The 19,111-nt window shown below is 71.9% G+C and carries 19 protein-coding genes; 8 read left to right on the top strand and 11 right to left on the bottom strand.

What is annotated here, in order from left to right:
* The first annotated feature begins 65 nt into the window (after positions 1-65).
* The 4 genes from OG738_RS19885 to OG738_RS19870 all read left to right on the top strand — a co-directional run bounded on the left by OG738_RS19885 (position 66) and on the right by OG738_RS19870 (position 3,648).
* A complete protein-coding gene (locus OG738_RS19885; RefSeq protein ID WP_329055897.1) occupies positions 66-974 on the top strand; it encodes a hypothetical protein in 909 nt (302 codons plus the stop codon).
* Positions 975-1,120: 146 nt separating this feature from the next.
* On the top strand, positions 1,121-2,050 hold the full coding sequence (locus tag OG738_RS19880) for a phosphotransferase enzyme family protein (RefSeq protein ID WP_329055896.1): 930 nt from the start codon (positions 1,121-1,123) through the stop codon (positions 2,048-2,050).
* Between the two features lie 28 nt (positions 2,051-2,078).
* Complete coding sequence (locus OG738_RS19875; RefSeq protein WP_329055895.1) at positions 2,079-2,768, top strand: TetR/AcrR family transcriptional regulator; 690 nt, start codon at positions 2,079-2,081, stop codon at positions 2,766-2,768.
* Between the two features lie 28 nt (positions 2,769-2,796).
* Positions 2,797-3,648, top strand: a complete 852-nt coding sequence (locus OG738_RS19870; RefSeq protein WP_329055894.1) for a TIGR03620 family F420-dependent LLM class oxidoreductase — start codon at positions 2,797-2,799, stop codon at positions 3,646-3,648.
* Here the strand turns inward: OG738_RS19870 and OG738_RS19865 are convergent, their stop codons facing one another.
* A complete protein-coding gene (locus tag OG738_RS19865; protein ID WP_329055893.1) occupies positions 3,649-3,966 on the bottom strand; it encodes a nitroreductase/quinone reductase family protein in 318 nt (105 codons plus the stop codon). It lies immediately after the preceding gene.
* Between the two features lie 166 nt (positions 3,967-4,132).
* On the bottom strand, positions 4,133-4,969 hold the full coding sequence (locus OG738_RS19860) for a hypothetical protein (RefSeq protein WP_329055892.1): 837 nt from the start codon (positions 4,967-4,969) through the stop codon (positions 4,133-4,135).
* 61 nt (positions 4,970-5,030) lie between these two features.
* Here OG738_RS19860 and OG738_RS19855 point away from each other — a divergent pair, with 61 nt between their 5' ends.
* Positions 5,031-6,554 (top strand): AMP-binding protein, encoded by a 1,524-nt coding sequence (locus OG738_RS19855; protein ID WP_329055891.1) that lies wholly within the window; start codon positions 5,031-5,033, stop codon positions 6,552-6,554.
* 120 nt (positions 6,555-6,674) lie between these two features.
* On the opposite strand, the gene OG738_RS19850 is transcribed toward OG738_RS19855, so the two are convergent.
* The 7 genes from OG738_RS19850 to OG738_RS19820 all read right to left on the bottom strand — a co-directional run bounded on the left by OG738_RS19850 (position 6,675) and on the right by OG738_RS19820 (position 12,681).
* Positions 6,675-7,220, bottom strand: a complete 546-nt coding sequence (locus tag OG738_RS19850; protein WP_329055890.1) for a dihydrofolate reductase family protein — start codon at positions 7,218-7,220, stop codon at positions 6,675-6,677.
* A 28-nt stretch (positions 7,221-7,248) separates the two neighbouring features.
* Entirely contained in the window at positions 7,249-9,519 is a 2,271-nt protein-coding gene (locus OG738_RS19845; protein WP_329055889.1) for a molybdopterin-dependent oxidoreductase, read from the bottom strand.
* Positions 9,520-9,587: 68 nt separating this feature from the next.
* The gene (locus OG738_RS19840) at positions 9,588-10,613 is read right to left on the bottom strand and encodes an LLM class flavin-dependent oxidoreductase (RefSeq protein ID WP_329055888.1); all 1,026 of its coding nucleotides are present in this window, start codon (positions 10,611-10,613) and stop codon (positions 9,588-9,590) included.
* A complete protein-coding gene (locus tag OG738_RS19835) occupies positions 10,610-11,101 on the bottom strand; it encodes an SRPBCC family protein (RefSeq protein ID WP_329055887.1) in 492 nt (163 codons plus the stop codon). Before OG738_RS19835 ends, OG738_RS19840 begins: the two co-directional genes overlap by 4 nt.
* 69 nt (positions 11,102-11,170) lie before the next feature.
* Complete coding sequence (locus tag OG738_RS19830; RefSeq protein ID WP_329055886.1) at positions 11,171-11,674, bottom strand: winged helix-turn-helix transcriptional regulator; 504 nt, start codon at positions 11,672-11,674, stop codon at positions 11,171-11,173.
* Between the two features lie 32 nt (positions 11,675-11,706).
* Positions 11,707-12,282 (bottom strand): GNAT family N-acetyltransferase, encoded by a 576-nt coding sequence (locus OG738_RS19825; protein WP_329055885.1) that lies wholly within the window; start codon positions 12,280-12,282, stop codon positions 11,707-11,709.
* A gap of 9 nt (positions 12,283-12,291) precedes the next feature.
* Positions 12,292-12,681, bottom strand: a complete 390-nt coding sequence (locus OG738_RS19820; RefSeq protein ID WP_329055884.1) for a cupin domain-containing protein — start codon at positions 12,679-12,681, stop codon at positions 12,292-12,294.
* Positions 12,682-12,724: 43 nt separating this feature from the next.
* Here OG738_RS19820 and OG738_RS19815 point away from each other — a divergent pair, with 43 nt between their 5' ends.
* Positions 12,725-13,690 carry a helix-turn-helix domain-containing protein gene (locus OG738_RS19815; protein WP_329055883.1) on the top strand — a complete coding sequence of 322 codons (966 nt, stop codon included), beginning with the start codon at positions 12,725-12,727 and terminating at the stop codon, positions 13,688-13,690.
* 1,025 nt (positions 13,691-14,715) lie between these two features.
* Here OG738_RS19815 and OG738_RS19810 read toward each other — a convergent pair.
* Positions 14,716-15,450, bottom strand: coding sequence for a DUF4968 domain-containing protein (locus tag OG738_RS19810; protein WP_329055882.1), 735 nt, complete (start codon positions 15,448-15,450; stop codon positions 14,716-14,718).
* A 488-nt stretch (positions 15,451-15,938) separates the two neighbouring features.
* On the opposite strand from OG738_RS19810, the gene OG738_RS19805 reads away from it, so the two are divergent.
* Positions 15,939-16,265, top strand: a complete 327-nt coding sequence (locus OG738_RS19805; RefSeq protein WP_329055881.1) for a hypothetical protein — start codon at positions 15,939-15,941, stop codon at positions 16,263-16,265.
* A gap of 152 nt (positions 16,266-16,417) precedes the next feature.
* Here the strand turns inward: OG738_RS19805 and OG738_RS19800 are convergent, their stop codons facing one another.
* Complete coding sequence (locus tag OG738_RS19800; protein ID WP_329055880.1) at positions 16,418-17,902, bottom strand: FGGY-family carbohydrate kinase; 1,485 nt, start codon at positions 17,900-17,902, stop codon at positions 16,418-16,420.
* Between the two features lie 98 nt (positions 17,903-18,000).
* On the opposite strand from OG738_RS19800, the gene OG738_RS19795 reads away from it, so the two are divergent.
* On the top strand, positions 18,001-18,996 hold the full coding sequence (locus OG738_RS19795; RefSeq protein ID WP_329055879.1) for a LacI family DNA-binding transcriptional regulator: 996 nt from the start codon (positions 18,001-18,003) through the stop codon (positions 18,994-18,996).
* The last annotated feature ends 115 nt before the right edge of the window (positions 18,997-19,111 follow it).

Genomic DNA, 19,111 nt, shown 5'->3' with positions numbered 1-19,111 from the left:
TCGTACGCCGTGGTGCCGCCACCGGGCCGACGCGGTGCCGGCCTCCGGGCGCGACACTCGGTGCCATGAACGCACTGACCCGGATCTGGCACGACGGAAGGCGAGCCGAACGCGTCGCCTACGCCGTCGGCGCGGCGCTGTTCCTGAGCGGCGTCGTGCACGCGATCGTGCTCATCGCCACCGGCGGCTCGTGGCTGGGCCCGCTGTCGATGCGCAAGGCCGTCACGTTCGGCCTGTCGTTCGGGCTGACGCTCGCCTCGGTCGCCTGGGCGACGTCGTTCCTCACCGTCCGCCCGCGGTTGCGCACCGCCCTGCTCGGCGCGTTCACGATCGCGAGCGTCGCCGAGGTCGTGCTGGTCAGCATGCAGGCCTGGCGCGGGGTCCCGTCGCACTTCGACTTCGAGACGCCGTTCGACAGCGCCGTGTCGATGACGCTCGCCGCGGGTGGCGGCGTGCTCGTCCTGACGGTCATCGGCTTCACGGCCGCGGCGCTGGTCGAACCCGGCCCGGACGCGCCGAGCCTGCGCCTGGCCATCCGCGCGGGGCTGGTCGTGCTGCTCGTCGCGCTGGCGACCGGCGCGGTGATGATCGGCCGCGGGGTGGTGACGGCCCGCGGCGGCGACCCGCAGCTGGCCTACACGACCGCGGGCTCGCTCAAGCCGCTGCACGCGGTCGCGATGCACGCGATCCTCGTGCTCCCCGCGCTGGCGTGGATCCTGCGCTTCACCCGCTGGCCCGAAGCGCACCGGATGCGCGTCGTGATCACGGCGATCGTCGCCGACGCCCTGCTCACCGCCGTGATCGGCGTCGAGTCGTTCGCCGGCATCGACCCGCTCGCCGCGCCGCTTCCGCTCATGGGGCTATCCGCGCTGGGCCTGGCCGCGCTGGCCGGCACCGGGGTCTACGCCGTGACCGGTGTTGAACCGGCCGTCCGATTCGCACGTGTCCCCAGCGGGAAGGCAAGGGGCCGGTGAAGCGGCGGACGGAGACCACGCGTGCGGCACGGCATGACCACCAGCGGCCTTTTCCGGCAGGACACCGCCCACAGCCCGGCGTTCTTCTCCGTCGGCATGGCCGGCCAGTTCGTGCGCGAACGGTCGATCAGCTGAGCACGTGGGCCATGGCCGGCGCGGGCGCGAACGACCGGCCGTTCGCCGACCTCGACCGATCCGGCCGCACCCGACGCCTGCGCCGGCTCGCCGAAGCCGCCCTGACCGCCTACGACGTGCCGGTGGCCCGGCTGACGCCGCTCGGCCGCGGGCTCAACACGACGTTCCGCGTCGACGGCGCGGACGGCCACCGGTACGTGCTGCGCGTGCAGCGCGCGGACGGCCCGAGCGCGGCGCAGGTGCGGGCCGAGATGGCCTGGCTCGCCGCGCTGGGCCGCGAAACCGACCTCGTCGCCCCGCGGCCGGTCCCGACGCGGGCGCGGGAGCTGATCACCGTCGTCGCCGACCCTGCGGTGCCGGAGCCGCGTACCTGCGTGCTGTGCCACTGGGTCGACGGCCGGTTCGTCGACGAACGGCTCAGCGCCCCGCAGCTGTACGCCGTGGGCGAGTTCACCGCGCGGCTGCACCTGCACGGCGCGCGGATGAACGGCCTCGACCGCGGCCGCGTCGACGACCTCGCCGAGTTCGGCCGCGCGCAGGTCGACGGCTTCTCCGACGCCGTGCTCGACCGGGCGGTCGCGGTCGCCGGCGGGGACGAACGGGTCCGCGCCGCCCTCGAGCGGGTCCGCGCGGTGCGGGCCGGGCTCGGGTGCGGCGCCGACGTCTTCGGCCTGGTCCACGGCGACCTGCGCCAGGAGAACTACCTGTTCCACCGCAGCCGGGTCCGGGCGATCGACTTCGACGACTGCGGGTACGGGCACTACGCCTACGACCTCGCGGTCGCGCTCGACGAGCTCAAGCACCTGCCGCAGCGGGACGAGCTGCGGGAGGCGCTCCTGGACGGGTACCGGTCCGTGCGCCCCGACGCGGCGACGACCGATCCGGCGGTGTTGAACGCCTTTGCCGGGCTGCGCCGGGTACAGCTGCGGCTCCGGGCCTGACGTTACACGTCAACGTTACAATTGCTACATGGCCGGACGATCGAGCAGCGCCACCAGCACCCGCGACCGCCTGCTGCTGGCGGCCGGGCAGCTCCTGCACGAGGCGCAGGGCGGCCCGGTGTCGACGCGCGCGATCTGCGAACGCGCCGGCGTCCAGGCTCCCACGCTGTACCACCACTTCGGCAGCAAGCAGGGCCTGCTCGACGCCGTCGTGAACTACGGCTTCACGCAGTACGTTCAGGCCCCCGCGCCGAACGGTGATCCGGTCGACCGGATCCGCGCGGGCTGGGACCGGCATGTCGCGTACGGGCTGGAGAACCCGCAGTTCTACGTGCTGCTCTACGGCCAGATCGAGCCGGGCGTGCCGTGCAACCTCACCTCGAGCGCCGAAGCGATGTTGCTGGAGCTGTTCACGCCGCTGGCACGCGACGGCCGGCTGCGCGTCGAAGCGGAGGAGGCCGCGCGGCAGTTCGCGGCGGCGAACAGCGGTGTCACGCTCAGCCTGATCGCGCAGCCCGAAGAGAGCCGCGACCTGGCGATGTCCACGCAGGTCAGGGAGGCCGTCCTGGCCGGGCTGCTCGCCGAGCGGCCGGCCGAGGACTCGTCGGTGGGCGCGCTCGCCGTCGCTTTGTCGACCGCGCTCGCGGACGACGTCGACGCGCTGACCACGACCGAGCGGCACCTGCTGCGGGAGTGGCTGCACCGCCTCTCGAACTGAGTGCGCTACATTTGCTACATTGATCCCTATGACAAGTGTAGTGAACCTGGGCACGTACGGCGTGTTCCTGTCCCCGCACCGCGACGACGCGACCCGCAAGCAGCACGCGATCGCGGCGGACGAGCTCGGCTACGGCACGGCCTGGCTCGGCACCGGGCGAGCCTCGATCAGCGACCTCGCGTTCGTCGAAGACCTGCTGGCCTCGACCGAGCGGATCACCGTGGCGACCGCGATCGTGAACGTCTGGGCCGACGAGCCGGAGAAGCTGGCCGAGTCGTACCACCGGCTCGCGGGCCGGTACGGAAAGCGCTTGCTGCTGGGGATCGGCGTCGGCCACCCCGAGTCGGTCACCGGCTACCACAGCCCGTACGACACGCTCGTCGGCTTCCTCGACCGGCTCGACGCGGCCGGCGTGCCGGCCGAGGCCCGGGTGCTCGCCGCGCTCGGCGACCGGGTGCTGAAGCTGGCCGCCGAGCGCACCGCGGGCGCGCACCCGTACCTCGTGCCGGTCGCGCACACGCGGCACGCCCGATCGGTCCTGGGCGCGGGGAAGATCCTGGCCCCGGAACAGAAAGTCGTCGTCGGCGCCCCCGAGGAGGCTCGCGAAGTCGGCCGCGCCTTCATCCGCGAGCCCTACCTCGGGCTGCGCAACTACGTCAACAACCTGCTGCGCCACGGGTACACCGAAGCGGACGTCGCGGGCGGCGGCAGCGACCGGCTGATCGACGACCTCGCGCTGCACGGGACACCGGAGGACATCGCGAAGCGGCTGCGGTCCCATGTGGACGCCGGTGCCGACCACGTGGCCGTGCAGGTGATCGGCCGGTCGCCCGAGGTGGAGGCGGAGAACCACCGCCGGCTGGCCGAAGTCCTGCTCTGATCAGGTCCGGCGCAGTTCGACGACGGGCAGGAGCCGGGACGTTCGCGCCTGGTAGGCCGCGAACCCCGGTTCCCGCGCGACGATCTCGGCGAACAGCGCGTCGCGGTCCGGCGGGAGCACGGCCGTCGCCTCGAACGTCTCGCCGTCGGTTTCCACGGTCACCAACGGGTTGTGGCGGATGTTGTGGTACCAGTCGGGGTGCTTCGGCGAACCCATCGCCGACGCGACGACGACCAGCCGGCCGTCGATGTCCAAGGCGCCCAAGGGAACGCGGTGCTTCCGGCCGGTGCGGGCACCGGTCGTGGTGAGCTGGATCAAGCTGGTCCTTTCCGATGAAGTGATCACCGGAGGCCGTGAACCGACACGAGCGCGCGGAGGGCACACGTCTGCCGGAGACAGCAGAACGTGTCGATTCAAGGGGGCTGAGTAGCCACTACCTCCGTGCGTAGGCCCATCCGGGGCGCATCGCCACGGTAGCACGGGATCAGCGCGCTTCGGCGGCTTTCCGCGCTTCTTCGGCGGCACCGTCGGCCTGCTCGTAGGTTTCCTTCGCCTTCTCGAACTCCGCCGTCGCGCGCTCGGCGCGTTCTTCGGCTTCGGCCAAGCGGGTGCGCAGGTCGTCGACACGGGCCGTTGCCTGCTCGGCCGCGCGTTCGGTGCGGACCAGGTCGCGCTCGGCGACCGCGCGCTCCTTGGCGAGCTCCGCTGCCTCCTTGCGCAGGCGCTCGCGCTCGGCGCGGGCGCGTTCGCGTTCCTTGCGGTCCTCCTCCTCGCGCCGGCGGTCCTTTTTGGGCTTCGCCGGTTCGGATTTTTCCACCAGCTTCGGGGATCGTTTGCCGGTGGACGGCGGGGCGGCGGTCGCGGCGAGGGTGAACCACTGGTCGGTGTCCTGGTGCGCCACCGACGTCAGGCGCCCGGCGACGGCGAGTTCCGCGGTGCCCGGGTCGGCCGCGACGGCTTCGAGCGTCGCCTCGACCTCGCGGGAGACGGTGTCGCTCATCGACGGCAGCCCGTGGGCGATCCGCCGGACCAGCTCGCCGCGGCGCCGGGTCAGGGCCCGCAGGTCGTCGCCGGCCAAGCGCGTGTGCGCGGCACGCAGCTCGTCGCCCAGTTCGGCCAGTTCGCGCAGCTCAGCGGGGTCTTCGCGAGCCAGGCGGTTGACGATCGCCGCCGCCGTGGTCGGCTTCCGCAGCTCGCGGATCTTCGCCGCGAGCTCGGCGTCCCCCTCGGCCTTCGCGGCCTTCGCCGCCGCGTTGCGCGCGCTGACGAACTCCGCGAGGTCACCCCCGTAGAGCTCGCCGGCCACCGTGTCGAAGTCCATCGTGCTCCAGCGAACCACATCGGACTGGTGCGAGCACCTGCGAAGGGTCATCATCGGGGGCATGTTCTTCGATCTGGGTGTCCGGGACTTCCTCGACCGCGCGGAAACGGTGTACCCGGACCGCGTCGCGGTGGTGGACGAGCCGGACCAGCCCGCGCCGAGCTGGGGTTCGCTCACCTACGCCGAAGTGGCGCGCCGGGCCCGCGCGCAGGCCGCGAACCTCGACGCGCTGGGCGTGCCGGTGGGCGGGCGCGTCGCGATGGTTTCGCACAACGCCGCGCGGCTGCTCGTGTCGTTCTTCGGCGTGTCCGGCTGGGGCCGCGTCCTGGTGCCGGTGAACTTCCGGCTCGCGCCGGCCGAGGTCAAGTACATCGTGGAGCACTCCGGGGCCGAGGTGCTGATCGTCGACCCCGAGCTGGCGCACCTGCTGGACACGGTGACGGCCAAGCACGTCTTCGTCCTCGGCCGCGACGACGAGGCGATCTGGGGCGGCGACGGGACACCGCGGCCCTGGGCGGGCGACGAGTCGGCGACCGCGACCATCAACTACACCTCGGGCACGACGGCACGGCCGAAGGGCGTGCAGCTCACCCAGCGCAACATCTGGCTGAACGCCGCCGTCTTCGGCCTGCACACGACGTTGAGCGACAACGACGTCCTGCTGCACACGCTGCCGATGTTCCACTGCAACGGCTGGGGCATGCCGTACGCCGTAACCGGCCTGGGCGGGCGGCACATCGTGCTGCGGAAGGTCGACGGCACCGAGATCCTGCGGCGGATCGACGAGCACGGCGTGACGATCCTGTGCGCGGCGCCCGCGGTGGTCACGGCGGCGCTGGACGGCGCGGCGACCTGGGACGGCGAGATCCCGGGCCGCGACCGCGTCCGGATCGTCGTGGCCGGCGCACCGCCGCCGACGCGCACGATCGAGGGCGTGCGGGCCGAGCTGGGCTGGGAGTTCATCCAGATCTACGGGCTCACCGAGACGGCGCCGCTGCTGACGGTGAACCGGATGCGCAGCGAGTGGGCGGACCTGGACCCGCACGAGCAGGCTCGCCTGCTGGGCCGCGCGGGGACGCCGGCGCTGGGCGTCCGGATCGCCGTCGACACGGACGGCGAGGTGCTCGCGCAGTCCAACCACAACCTGGACGGCTACTGGGAAAATCCCGCCGAGACCGCGCGAGTGCAGGAAGGCAACTGGTTCCACACGGGCGACGGCGGATCGTTCGAAGACGGGTACCTGACGATCGCGGACCGCAAGAAGGACGTGATCATCTCGGGCGGCGAGAACGTGTCGTCGATCGAGGTGGAGGACGCGCTGAACTCGCACCCGGCGGTCCGCGAGGCCGCGGTGATCGGCATCCCGGACGAGAAGTGGGGCGAGCTGGTGACGGCTTTGGTGGTCACTTCGTCGGCGGTGACGGCCGAGGAGCTGATCAAGCACTGCCGGGACCACCTGGCCGGGTACAAGTGCCCGAAGCGCGTGGAGTTCCTGGAGGAGCTGCCACGGACGGCGACGGGGAAGATCCAGAAGTTCAAGCTGCGGGAGCCGTTTTGGCAGGGCCAGTCCCGTCAGGTCAACTGAGGTTCTTCTTCGACGCGAGGCACGGTGCGCGTGGCTCACCGGCGTGCGAACGAAATCACCTTGGTGAACTCCAGGAACGAGCCGAGCGCACGTGCACGAAACGAGTCCGGAACGGCGTGCTCACGCCAGGACGTAGGTCAGCTGGACGACGCCGTTGCCGAACGTGGCCGACTTCTTGAGCACCAGCGGGAACGACGGCCCCTCGGCGGGGAACAGCCGCCTGCCCTCGCCGACGACGACCGGGTACAGCAGCAGGTTCAGCTCGTCGACCAGGCCTTCGGACAGCAGCCAGCGCACCGCCGTCGTGCTGCCGCTGGTCATGATGTCGCCGCCCGGCTCGGTCTTCAGCGCGCGGACGGCCGCGACCGGGTCACCGGTCAGCAACGTGGAGTTGTTCCAGCGGACTTCGGACAACGTCGACGACAGCACGTACTTGCGCACGTTGTTCATGAACTCGGCGCCTTCGTCCTCCTCGACGGTCCGGCCGGGCCACGCCTCGGCGAACCCTTCGTAGGTGACGCGCCCGAGCAGCATCGCGTCGGCGGCCGCCATCCCGCCGCCGACGGCCTGGCCGATTTCGTCGCTCCAGTACCGGAGCGACCACTTGTCGGGCGCTTCGACCACGCCGTCGAGCGAGATGAACAGGTTCGAAACGATCTTGCGCATGGGCACCCTTCGGTTGAGGGGTCCCACCTTAACGGGCGAAACGTCCGGACCGTCCACTCGCGACGGTCTCGCGCACGCGCGCGCTGTCCGCCTCCGCGCGGGCGCGTTCCTCCTCCGTCGCGGGCTCCAGGCGGGCCGGGACGTCCTTGTGGTGCGGGGTGCCCGCGATCGGGTCGCGGTCGAGCGCGTCGGTCAGGAGGTTGATGCGGGGGCCGCTGACCACGCGCCTGCCGTGCGCGTCGGGGTGGGCCATGCCGTAGCCGTGCGGCAACGCCAGCTGCCCCGGCCGCAGCCCCGGGTCCGTCTCGGCGCGGACGACCACGCGCCCGGCCGGTGTCACGACCGCCACCCAGTCACCCGCCGAGGCGCCGATGGACGCCAGCTCTTCGGGACGCGCGCGCAGGGCGCCGTCCGGGTCCGTGCGGCGCCAGCGCGGGTCGCGCAGGATCTGGTTCGCGTTGTGCGCGCGGCGCTGGCCGTTGAGCAGCGAAAACGGGAACGCCGGATCGGGCCGCTCCGCAGCCGGGTCGAGCGACGAGAGCCAGTCCAGCAGCTCCGGCACCGCCAGCTGGACGCGCGGGCGGCGCAGCAGGCTCCACACCTCGTCCTGCTCGTGGACCGAGAACGGCGTCGGACCGGCGAGGATGCGCGCGAACAGCTCCTCGCCGAGTTCCGGGCCGGAAGCGGAGCTGCCCAACGCACGTTGCACCGGCACGGGCATCGTCTTCGCCGCCCGATGACAACCGGCCCACAGCGGTGCGATCGACGCCGCGCCGTCGGGCAGCGACGCGCCCAGCGTCCGGTAGAGGAGCACCGGCAGGATCGCCGCGCGCTCCGGCATCGCCTGGACCAGCGCGCCGAGCCCCGCCTGCAGCTCGGCGCGCGGCCCGGCGGCCAGCGAAGCCAGGACCTCGGACGGCGGCAGCACGCCCAGCGCGTCGAACAGCCGCGTGTAGATCTCGGCTTCGACCAGCGTGCCCGGCAGCGGGTCCAGCAACGGCCGCCGCAGCTGGAAGTAGTTCGTCGGCCACTCGAAGGTGAAGAGCGTGAACTCCCACTTCTCGTGCTGCGACGCCGCGGGCAGCACGTACTCCGCCAGCGCGGCCGTCTCGGTGTACGCCACGTCGACCACGACCGACAGCTCGGTCGCCCGGATCGCGCGTTCGACCTCCCGCGTGCCCGCGAAGGTGTTGGCCGGGTTGGACGACTCCACCCAGAGCGCGCGGACGCGGTTCGGGTGGTCGGTGAGGATCTCCTCGGCCAGGGTGTTCGCCGGCAGCAGGCCGCCGATGTACTCGAACCCGGTGACCTCCGAGCGCTGGCCACCGCCCGAGCCCCACAGCGGCAGCAGCCACGAGTGCAGGTTGTTGGTCCCCCGCCGGCCGAAGTGCCCGGTGACCAGGTACACCAGCTTCTCGAGGTAGCTGTTGAGCGTCGAGTGCCGGCCCTGCTGGATGCCCAGCTCGACGCGCACGGTCATGGCGCGGGCCGCCAGGATCAGGTCGACCGCCTTCTCGACGTCCACACGGGACACTTCGGCGTGCGCGATCCACGCGTCCACCGGGATCTTCGCCAGCACCGCCGCGACCTCGTCGAAGCCTTCGGTGCGCGCGGCCAGGAACTCCGCGTCCGCGCCGCCGCGTTCCAGTACCAGTGCCAGGATCGCGCCCAGCAGGTAGGCGTCGGTGCCCGGGCGCAGCGGCAGGTGCAGGTCGGCGATCTCCGCGGTCTCGGTGCGCCGCGGGTCGATGACGATCATCCTGCGCGTGGGGTCGTTCTTGATCGTGTTCAGCGCGTGCCGCGCGTTGCTGAACCCGTGCGCCTGCCAGGGGTTGCAGCCGAGCACGAGCAGCAGGTCGCAGTGCTCGACGTCCTCGGCGGTGTGCACCAGCGTCGAGCCGAACAGCTGCCCGTTGACCCAGAAGTCGCCGGTCTTCTCCTGTGAGAGCGCGTTGAAGTGGCGCGTCGAGTTCATCCACTTCAGCAGCGACGCGCCGTACGCGCCGCCGGAGTGGTTGCCCTGGCCGCCTCCGCCGACGTAGGCGAACGAGCCCGGGCGACCGGCCGCGGTGTCGGCGTCCCGGATCGCGTGCAGCTTCGCGGCGATCTCGGTCAGCGCGGTGTCCCAGTCGATGGGCTCGTGAGTACCGTCGGGGCGACGGCGCAGCGGTGTCGTCAGCCGGTCTTCGTGGTCGCCGTACCAGGTCAGGCGCTGCGCCTTCTGGCACAGGTACCCACCCGAGCGCGGGTGCGCCTTGTCGCCGCGGACGCGGGTGATCTTCCGCCCGTCGAGCTGCACCTCCAGGCCGCCAGTTGAGGTAGCAGAGGCTGCACGCGGTGCGGTACCACTCGCTCATGGCGTTCCCTTCACAGCAGGTCCAACGCGCGACCGAGCGTCGTGAGGCGCGCTTCGAGCGTTTCGCCGGCCGGGTAGAGCCGGACCGTGTCGATCCCGGCGTCGCGCCAGACGCGCAGCCGGGCGCGGACCATCTCTTCGGTGCCGATCAACGTCGTGCCGAGCACCATCTCGTCGGTGACGAGCGCGGTCGCGCCGTCGCGGTCGCCGGCCTGCCAGCGCTCGCGGACCTCGGCGGCCACGTCCGCCCAGCCCTGGCGGCTGTAGGCGTCGTTGTAGAAGTTCGTGGTGGCCGAGCCCATCCCGCCGAGGCTGAAGGCCAGCTCCTTCTTGCGGCTGCCGACCATGACGCGCAGCTCGTCCTCGTTCTCCGCGAAGGCGACTTCGGCGCCCTGGCAGACGTCGATGTCCGCGCGCGTGCGACCCGACTTCGCGAGCCCGGCGTCGAGGTGGCTGAAGTACGCGTCGGCGCCTTCGGGGACGAAGCTGGTGCCGAGCCAGCCGTCGGCGACCTCGCCGGTCAGCTCCAGGAGCTTCGGTGACAGCGTCGCGAGGTAGATCGGGATGTCCGGGTTCGGCGAGGTGGACAGCCGCATCGGCCGGCCCTCGCCGGGCAGCGGGACCTCGAACGCCTTGCCGGAGAACGAAATCTTCTCGCCCGCGAAGGCCTGGCGGATGATTGCGACGGTCTCGCGCATCCGCGTCAGCGGCTTCGCGAACGGGACGCCGTGCAGCCCTTCGATCACCTGCGGCCCGGATGGCCCCAGCCCCAGCGCGAACCGGCCGCCGGACAGGTCGGCCAGCGTCAGCGCGGCCTGCGCGATCGCGACCGGCGTGCGCGTGCCGAGCTGGATGATCCCGGAGCCGAGCTGGATGCGGTCGGTGCGGGCGGCGAGGTAGCCGAGCGCGGACGGCGCGTCCGAGCCCCAGGCCTCGGCGACCCAGCAGACGTCGAGGCCGAGCTTTTCGGCCTCCAGCACGAAGTCCAGCGTCGTGCGCGTGTCCTTGGAGAACTCGACGGTCGTCGCGGTCCTCACCGGTTTTCCACCCGGTCCTTGATCGCGGCGAGGTTGCCGGTCATCGCGGTTTCGAACTCCCGCAGTCGCACGAAGACGATCTTCTGCTCCTTGTCGGGCATCCGGTCGATGGCGAACGACAGCCCGGACCGGCCCGGGCCCATCTGCATCCATTGCGACAGCCGCGTGCCGCCGTTGTCGGGCTCGAGGGTGAACTTCCAGATCGCGCTCGGCTCGGCCGGGTCCGCGACAGCCCAGGAGAACACGCGCGGGGCCTCGCACTCGAGGACGTACGACGTCGTCTCCCACTCGCCGAACGCGTCGTGCTTGCTCCGGCCGAGGAACTTGCGGCCTTCTTCGCACCACTCGACGGACTGGAGCTCCGGGCTCAGCTCGGGCATCAGCGCGATGTCCGAAACGAACCGCCAGACGTCCTCGGGGGCGGCGTCGATCCAGGTCGAGACCTCGGCCGTCGGCTTGTCCGCGTAGCGCACGCCGGTCCACTCCATCGTGGTCGCCACTCCTCTCGGTGAGCCTCTGACCACGATAGTTGCGTAGATAGACCTAGCCTGTCAACGTCACTCCTGCCGCGCGAACCGCGCTTCGACGTCCGGGCGCCGCGCCAGCCGTGGCGGGAAGCCGGGGCCGCGGCGCATCCGCGTGTCGTCCGGCGTCATCGGCTCGCCGCACTCGGCGCAGACGATCTCGGCGTGCGTGTCGTGCCCGCACGCGGTGTGGTGCACCGTGATGGGCGGGCCGGCTTCCGCGGCGAGCCACTTGTCGCCCCAGCGCGTCATCGCGAGCAGCACGGGGTAGAAGTCGCGGCCCTTTTCGGTGAGGACGTAGTCGTAGCGCACCGGCTCGACCTGGTAGGCGACCTTCTCCAGCAGCCCCTCCTCGACGAGCCGCTTGAGCCGGTCGGCGAGGGTGTTGCGCGCGATGCCGAGCGCCTGCTGGAACTCGTCGAAGCGGCGGACGCCGTAGAAGGCGTCCCGCAGCACCAGCGGGGTCCACCAGTCGCCGAGCAGGTCCATGGTGCGTGCGATCGAGCACGGCCACTGCGCGAACGAGGTCCGTTTCATGCGGCCGAGGATACCCGGTTTTCCAGAAGGACTCAGCAGGTCAGCCGCATGACGACGCGCCGCGCGGTCGGGCGGCTGACTTCGGTGAACCCCGCGGCGGCGAAGACACCGGTGGTGCCGACGAACAGTTCGGCGGGCCAGGCGACCTTCTGCCCGGGCTCGACGACGATCGGGTACCCCTCGACCGCGCGGGCACCCCGCTCCCGGGCGAAGTCCCCCGCCGCCTTCGCCAACGCGGCGCTCACCCCGCGCCGCCGGAACCCCTTGCGGGTGACGAAGCAGGTCACCGACCAGACGCCGTCGTCGTCCTGGTCTTCGTCACGCCCGTCCCAGACCAGCCGGCTGCGCAGGAGCCGCCGGTAGGCCGTGCGCGGCTCGACCGCGCACCAGCCGGCGGGCTCGCCGTCGAGGAAGGCGACGAGCCCGGTCGCGTGCTCGGCGGTCTGGGCGCGGAACCGCTCGGCGCGCTCCTCGGCGGTGCCCGACCGCCACTGCGCGGGCGTCTGTTTGAAGTACTGGCACCGGCAGCGGGCCGGGTCGCCGCGGTCGCCGAAGATCGCCTCGAGGTCCGCCCAGGACGCGTGGTCAGCCGGTACGACAGTCAGCATTCCCCGACGCTAGACCAGGTGGCCGGTCGTGACGTCGACGTGGTCGGGGACCTCGTCGTGCTCGTCGCCGACCGACAGCGTCCCGGCCGGCTCCACCAGCAGCACGCTCGCGCCCGTCTTCGACGACGGCTTGTGGAACGTCCCCTTCGGCACCACGAACACCTGGCCCCGGGACAGCGTCACCACCCGCTCGTCCGGGTCGCGCACGCCGATCTCGATCTCGCCGTCGAGGACGAGGAAGAACTCGTCGGTGTCCTCGTGGACGTGCCAGACGTGCTCGCCGTCGAAGCGCGCGAGGCGGATGTCGTAGTCGTTGACGCGGGTGACGATCCGCGGGCTCCAGACGGCGTCGAAGCTCGCCAGGACTTCGGTCAGGTCGATCGGGTTCATGCGCACCATCGTCGACCTGGTGTTCCGGCGACGCGAGTGCTAGGAATCGCACATGCCGCAAGAATTCTCGCACCGGGTCGTGGCGATCGTGACCGCGGAGTCGAACCCCTTCGAGCTGGGCGTCGCGACCGAGCTGTTCGGGCTCCGGCGGCCCGAGCTGGACCGGCCCTGGTACGACTTCACGCTCTGTTCGGCGACCCCGGACGTGCGGATGAACCTCGGCATGTTCACGCTCACCGGCGTCGCCGGGATCGAGGCGGCCGACACCGCGGACACGCTGATCGCGCCCGCCCGGCCGGACACCGGCGTGCCGACGGACCCCGCGGTCATCGCGGCGATCCGCCGGGCCGCGGACCGGGGCGCCCGGCTGGTCAGCTTCTGCACGGGCGCGTTCGCACTGGCCGAAGCAGGCGTCCTGGACGGCAAGCGGGCGACCACCCACTGGCAGTGGGCCGCCGAGTTCGCTTCGCGGTTCCCCAAGGTGCGCTGGGAGCCGGACGTCTTGTTCGTCGACGAGGGCACCGTCCTCACGGCGGCGGGCAGCGCGGCCTCCCTCGACCTCGGGCTCCACCTGATCCGGCGCGACCACGGCGCCGAAGTCGTCAACGCGGTCAGCCGCCGCCTGGTCTTCACCGGCCACCGCGACGGCGGGCAGCAGCAGTTCATCGCACGGCCGGTGCCGGAGGTGCCGGACACCTCGCTGGCCCCGGTGCTGGCGTGGGCGCTGGGCCGCCTGGACCGCCCCTTGACGGTGAACGACCTGGCGACGCGGGCGGCGATCAGCCCGGCGACGCTGCACCGGAAGTTCCGCGCGGAGCTGGGCACCACCCCGCTGGCGTGGCTGACGACGGAACGCGTGACGCTGGCCTGCCGCCTGATCGAGCGTGGCGAGCTGCGCCTGGACCGGGTGGCCGAGGCGAGCGGCTTCGGGACGGCGGCGAACCTGCGCCTGCAGCTGCGCCGCCACACCGGGTTGAGCCCGAGCGCCTACCGCCGCCGCTTCGGTCCCGCCGCTTAGGACGCCGGCCGGACTTCCCGCGACCTGTGATCGGATTTCCGATGGCCGCCCCAGCTCGAGCTATTGGTGGCCGGGGGCGCACCGGGCCTACCGTCGACGGCACGGCGATCTGGGGTTCTTTTCGCCGTTCCGTTCACGAAACCGGAGTCTTCCTTGCGCATCAAGCAGATCGGCGCCGTGCTGGCCGCGGCCGTCGTCTTCGCGTCACTCGGCGTGCCCGCGGAGGCGGCGTCGAGGATCATCCCTCTCGACGCCGCCTCCGGGCAGCAGCCCGAGAACATCGCCCTGGAGCCCGACGGCTCCGCGGACCTCACCTTCGCCTACACCGGCGAGATCGGCCTGGTCACGCCCGATGGCCAGGTGCGGATCGTCGCCCGCATCCCGGTGCCGGACGACGGCGACGTCCCGGTCGTCCACAAGAGGCTGTTCCTCGGCGGCATCGTCCGCGCACCCGGTGGCGACCTGTACGTCGCCGTCTCGACCGGCACCGCGGCGACCGGCCTCTACCGGGTCCGGCCAGGCGGCACGCCGGTCCAGGTGGCCGCGCTGCCGCCGGCCGGGTTCCAGAACGGCGTCGCGCGCGACCCGGCCACCGGCGACCTGTTCGTCGCCGACTCGTTCGGCGCCACGGTCTGGCGGGTCTCCCGGGGGCGCGTCACCGCCTTCGCCACCGGCGAGCTGCTCGCCCCGGTGAGCGGCTTCGGCGCCAACGGGATCAAGGTCCACGACGGCGCGGTCTGGGTGTCCAACCTGGACCGCGGCACGCTGGTCCGGTTCCCGCTCACCGGTGGGCCCGGCCGGGTCGCCGTGACGGGTCTCGGACCGGTCGACGACTTCGCGTTCCACGGCGGCACCGTCGTCGCGGCGATCAACCAGGAGAACCGCGTGGTCGCGGTCGACCACGACGGTGCCCGGACCATTCTGTCCACCTCGGACGGACTGGCGAACCCGACCGCGGTCGCCGTCCGCGGCGACCGGCTGTACGTCACGGACGGCGCCTACTTCGGCGGCTCGCCGAACCTCCTTCAGGCGACGCTGACCGCGAACACGTGCAACGCCGAGTTCGACGGCAGCGTCACCGTCACGACCTCCTTGCCCGCGGTCAGCGGGACGGAGTTCGCGAACACCCGGTACGGCACCGTGTCGGCCGTGAACGCCGTTCCCGGCTCGAGGCCCGCGTCGGCGAGTCCGTCGGCGCGGAAGCTGCTGCCGCCCCCGTCGATCCGGATCGTCTGGTCGCGGTGGCTGAACCGGCCGTTCTGCTCGCCGCCGCCGACGAACTGCTCGGTCGCGCTCCTGGTCAGGCTCTGCGTGGTCGTGGTGCCGGTCCAGGACAGCGGGGCGGCCTCCGCCCAGAGCTGCTTGCGGTCGGCGCCGTCGTAGAGGGCGAACTTCAGCGGGTGCTTGTACGCCCGCAGGGTCGCCTTGGGCGTCGAAACGGCCCAGTAGGCGCCCTTGTCGACGCGCTTCGGCGGCACCGGGGCGGTGGTCTTCGGCAGGACGATCTTCCCGCCGGCCGGGTCGGTGAAGGTCCCGTCGGGCGCCAGCCAGACCCGGACGGCACCTTCGGCCGGGAAGCTCACGCGCACGGCCGCGGCTCCGGACTCCAGCGTCACCGTCGGGCCGTCGGCCGAGATCCCGGTCAGGTCCCCGAGCTGCCCGGAGGGCGCCGCGGCCGGTTCGGCGTACGCCGCGGTGGGCGCCAGTCCGAGGGCGGCGGCAGCGGCCAAACAGTCGAACGACTGCGCAACTCTGCTCATTCCCGACATATTTCGCGCATTAATACGCACAACAGACTCTGTATAGCGCACGTTTCGCGCACTGTCACCCGCCGAACCGGTCCAGAAGCCGGACTCGCGACTTCCGTCGGTCTCACGCTGCGCGCCCGCGCGGTCACCGGCTGAGCGTCCACAGTGCACATCGCGGGTGAAGATGTTCCACTGATTTCTCGCGCGCGAATTCCCTCCCATTTCGATGAATATTCAAATGCGCACCCGATGATCGGCACGTGCATCCGCACGCGAGCGGTGCACGCTCGCCGTCGCGAACCCGGACAGGCGGGGAAATGGTTGCTGTGGAACAAATCCGCCGGTATGTTGACGCCGTCCCCGTGGGCCGGCATTGGTCGTCGGGGTTCGCGCTGCTCGGCTGCCGCGGGGAGGCGGCCGCCGAGATAGCGCTTTCCGGTGGTCGGGTCACCACCGGGGAGCAGGAGGGAAGCAGTGCCTTGGGGTATCCGGGAGCGGTCGTGGACGACCGCGTGACCGAGCCGTACGTGGTCGCGCAAGAGGCCATCGCGGGCGAGCTGCTGCGCGGCAAGTGGTGCGTCTACCTGCACGAATGGCTCGGCGACGAGCACGAGCTCGCCACCTGGCGCGAGCAGGTGGCCGCGCACGCCGCCGAGTCCGGCGTCGAGGTGTGCTTCGTGGAGATCCCGCGCAAGGACATGACGCTGGTGGCCAACGTGCACGCGCTGCCGAGCTTCGAGCAGGTCACGCAGTCCGTGGCGGCGCTGGAGCACTACCGCGAGATGGTCGCGGGACGCCGGTGGCGAAGCCGCCGGTCAGCCGAGTGACCCGAGCGCGGATCGCCGAGCAGGCCGGCGATCTGAGCGCGGCTCAGCGCACGATCCAGCGGCCAAAGTCGGTCCCGCTGAGGCTGACCCCGGCCGCAAGGGTCGTGAGTGAGAAACAGTGTTCTAACCCTGTTTCTCACTCACGACGCAGGTCAGGGCGTCGCCGCTCGCTGTTGGCCGGCCAGGAAGTGGGCCGTCTCCGCCGTCGCCTCGTACAGCGACCGGTAGTGCCGATAGAACTCCTCGTACCGCGCTCGATTGGCCGGGTCCGGCGGCACCGTCGCGGCGATCGGGCTGCCGCGTGGCGGGTCCAGCCCCACCGCCTCCGCCGCGAGCAGTGCGTCACCCAAGCACGCCCCGATCGTCTCCGCCGGAATCTGCTGCGGCAGCCCGGTGACGTCCGAGACGATCCGCGTCCACAACCCACCCTTCGTCCCGCCGCCGACCGCGACCAGCCGGCCCGCCGCGCCACCCGCGGACGCCATCGCCTCCAGGTTGTGCCGCACGCCGTACGCGATCCCCTCCAGCGTCGCGCGGTAGAGCTCGGCCCGGCCGTGCGTCGTGGTCAGCCCGGCCAGCACGCCCCGCGCGTCCGGGTCGAACAGTGGGGTCCGTTCGCCCGCGAAGTACGGCAGCAGCAGCAAACCGCGGCTGCCCGGCGGAACCGAAGCCGCTTCTTCGACCAGCTCCGCGTACGACCCCCCGACCAGCTTCCGCAGCCAGCCGGTCACCGCGCCGGACGTCGCCATGCCCGCCGCCAGCGTGAAATTGCCCGGATCGACGCCGCGCGTGCCCCACAGACCGGGATGCGGACGCGGTTCCCCCAGCACCTGGACGAGGAACATCGTCGTGCCGTACATGACCATCACGTCACCCGGCTCGCGGACGCCGACGCTCGCCGCCTCGGCCCAGGCGTCGACCGTCCCCGCCGTCACCGGCAGTCCCGCGGGCAACCCCGTCAGCGCGGCCGCCGCCGCCGTGACCTCGCCCGCGACCTCCGTCGGCCACAGCAGCTCCGGCAACGGCAGCCCCGGCGCGACGCGGGAAGCCCAGTCCTCGGCCCAGCCGGCGGCCGCGAGGTCGTACATCGGCGTGCACTGGCTCGCCGAGTGGTGGTCCAGGACGTACCGGCCGGTCAGCCGGTGCACCAGGAACGAGCTCGCCATCAGCAGCTTCTTCGTGCGCGCGTAGACGTCCGGCTCGTGCCGGGCCAGCCAGCGCACCTTCGGCCCGACCGCCTGGCTCGTCAGCGGTGAGCCGCCGCGCGCCAGGATCTCGTCCGCGCCGAGTTCGTCGTTGAGTGCCGCGATCTCCGCGCCCGCCCGGGTGTCGACGCCGTAGAGGATGGCCGGCCGCAACGGCTCGCCCGCCTCGGACGCCGGCAGGAGGCACGGCCCGAGGCCGCTGATCCCGAGACCGGCGAGCGGCCGCCCCTCGGCCGCGCGCAGCAGGTCGGCGACGATCGCGGTGAAGTCCGCCCACCAGACCGCTTCGGCGTCGTGCTCGAACCAGCCGGGACGCGGCGTCGAGACGGCGTGCTCGCGGACGGACCGGGCGAGCACCGCGCCGCCGGCGTCCACCAGCACGCCCTTCGAGCCTGCGGTGCCGATGTCCACGCCGAGCAGCAGTCCCGTCATCCGCCCCTCCACGGACTCACCCTGCGGGAAATCGATTACCACCACGCTATGGTGTGCCGGAAGCACTGTCAACGAACCGGACCGAGGCGAGGACGCGGGTGGCGACGATCTCCGACGTGGCGGCGCTGGCCGGCGTCTCGACCGCGACCGTGTCGAGGGCGCTCAACGGCAAGTCCACTGTGGACCCGGTGCTGGCCGAGCGCGTGGCCAGGGCCGTGGAAGAGCTCGGCTACACGCCGAACGGCCTCGCGCGCAGCCTGCGCCGCCGCGAGACCGCGGTGCTGGCGCTGATCATCTCCGACGTCGAAAACCCGTTCTTCACGGCGATCGCGCGCGGCGTCGAGGACGCGGCGCAGGCCGCCGGGTACTCGGTGATGCTGTGCAACTCCGACGAGAACACGGCCAAGGAACGCCGGTACCTCGAGGTCGCGGCGCAGGAACGGCTCGCGGGCGTGATCATGTCGCCGACCACCGGCGACAGCGACGTCCGGGCCCTGACCACCCACCGGACCCCGATCGTGACGGTCGACCGGCGCCTCGCCTCGGCGGACTGCGACGCCGTGCTCCTCGATTCTCGCGCCGCGGCCCAGGAAGCCGTGCGGCACCTGGTCGCGCAGGGGTACCAGCGGATCGGCTGCATCGCGGGCCCGCCCGGCGTCACCACGGCCGACGACCGGCTCGACGGTTACCGCGACGGACTCCGCGAGGCGGGCCGGAAATACTCGGCGAAACTGGTGCGGCGCTGCGAATTCCGGGAAACCGGCGGCCGTGAAGCGGCGACACAGCTGCTGACCAGGCCCGACCCGCCGGACGCGCTCCTCGTGTCCAGCAGCACGATGTCGGTCGGCGTGCTGCAGGTGCTGGCGGAGCTGGGCCGGCGATCCGGCCGCGACGTCGGCATCGTCTCGTTCGACGACGCACCCTGGGCGACGCTGATCTCCCCGGCGCTGACGGTCGTCGCCCAGCCCGCGCACGCGATGGGCCAGCTGGCGGCACGCCTCCTGCTCGACCGCATCGCCGACGGCGGCTCCCGCGCGGCGACCACGACGATGCTGACCGCGCAGCTCGTCGTCCGAGGCAGCTCCACCCGCTGACGTCCCGTCGGCTCGACTCCGGTACGTCGTCCCACGGCGTTCTTCGACTGCCCCCGAGTCCGCCCGAAGTGACGCTTGACACACCTCCGCGCCACCCCTAGCGTCAAGTAATCGA

This window comes from Amycolatopsis sp. NBC_01488, assembly GCF_036227105.1.
Taxonomy (GTDB): domain Bacteria; phylum Actinomycetota; class Actinomycetes; order Mycobacteriales; family Pseudonocardiaceae; genus Amycolatopsis.
Note: the sequence above shows the minus strand (reverse complement) of the source record. Positions and strands in the feature narration are given on the sequence as shown.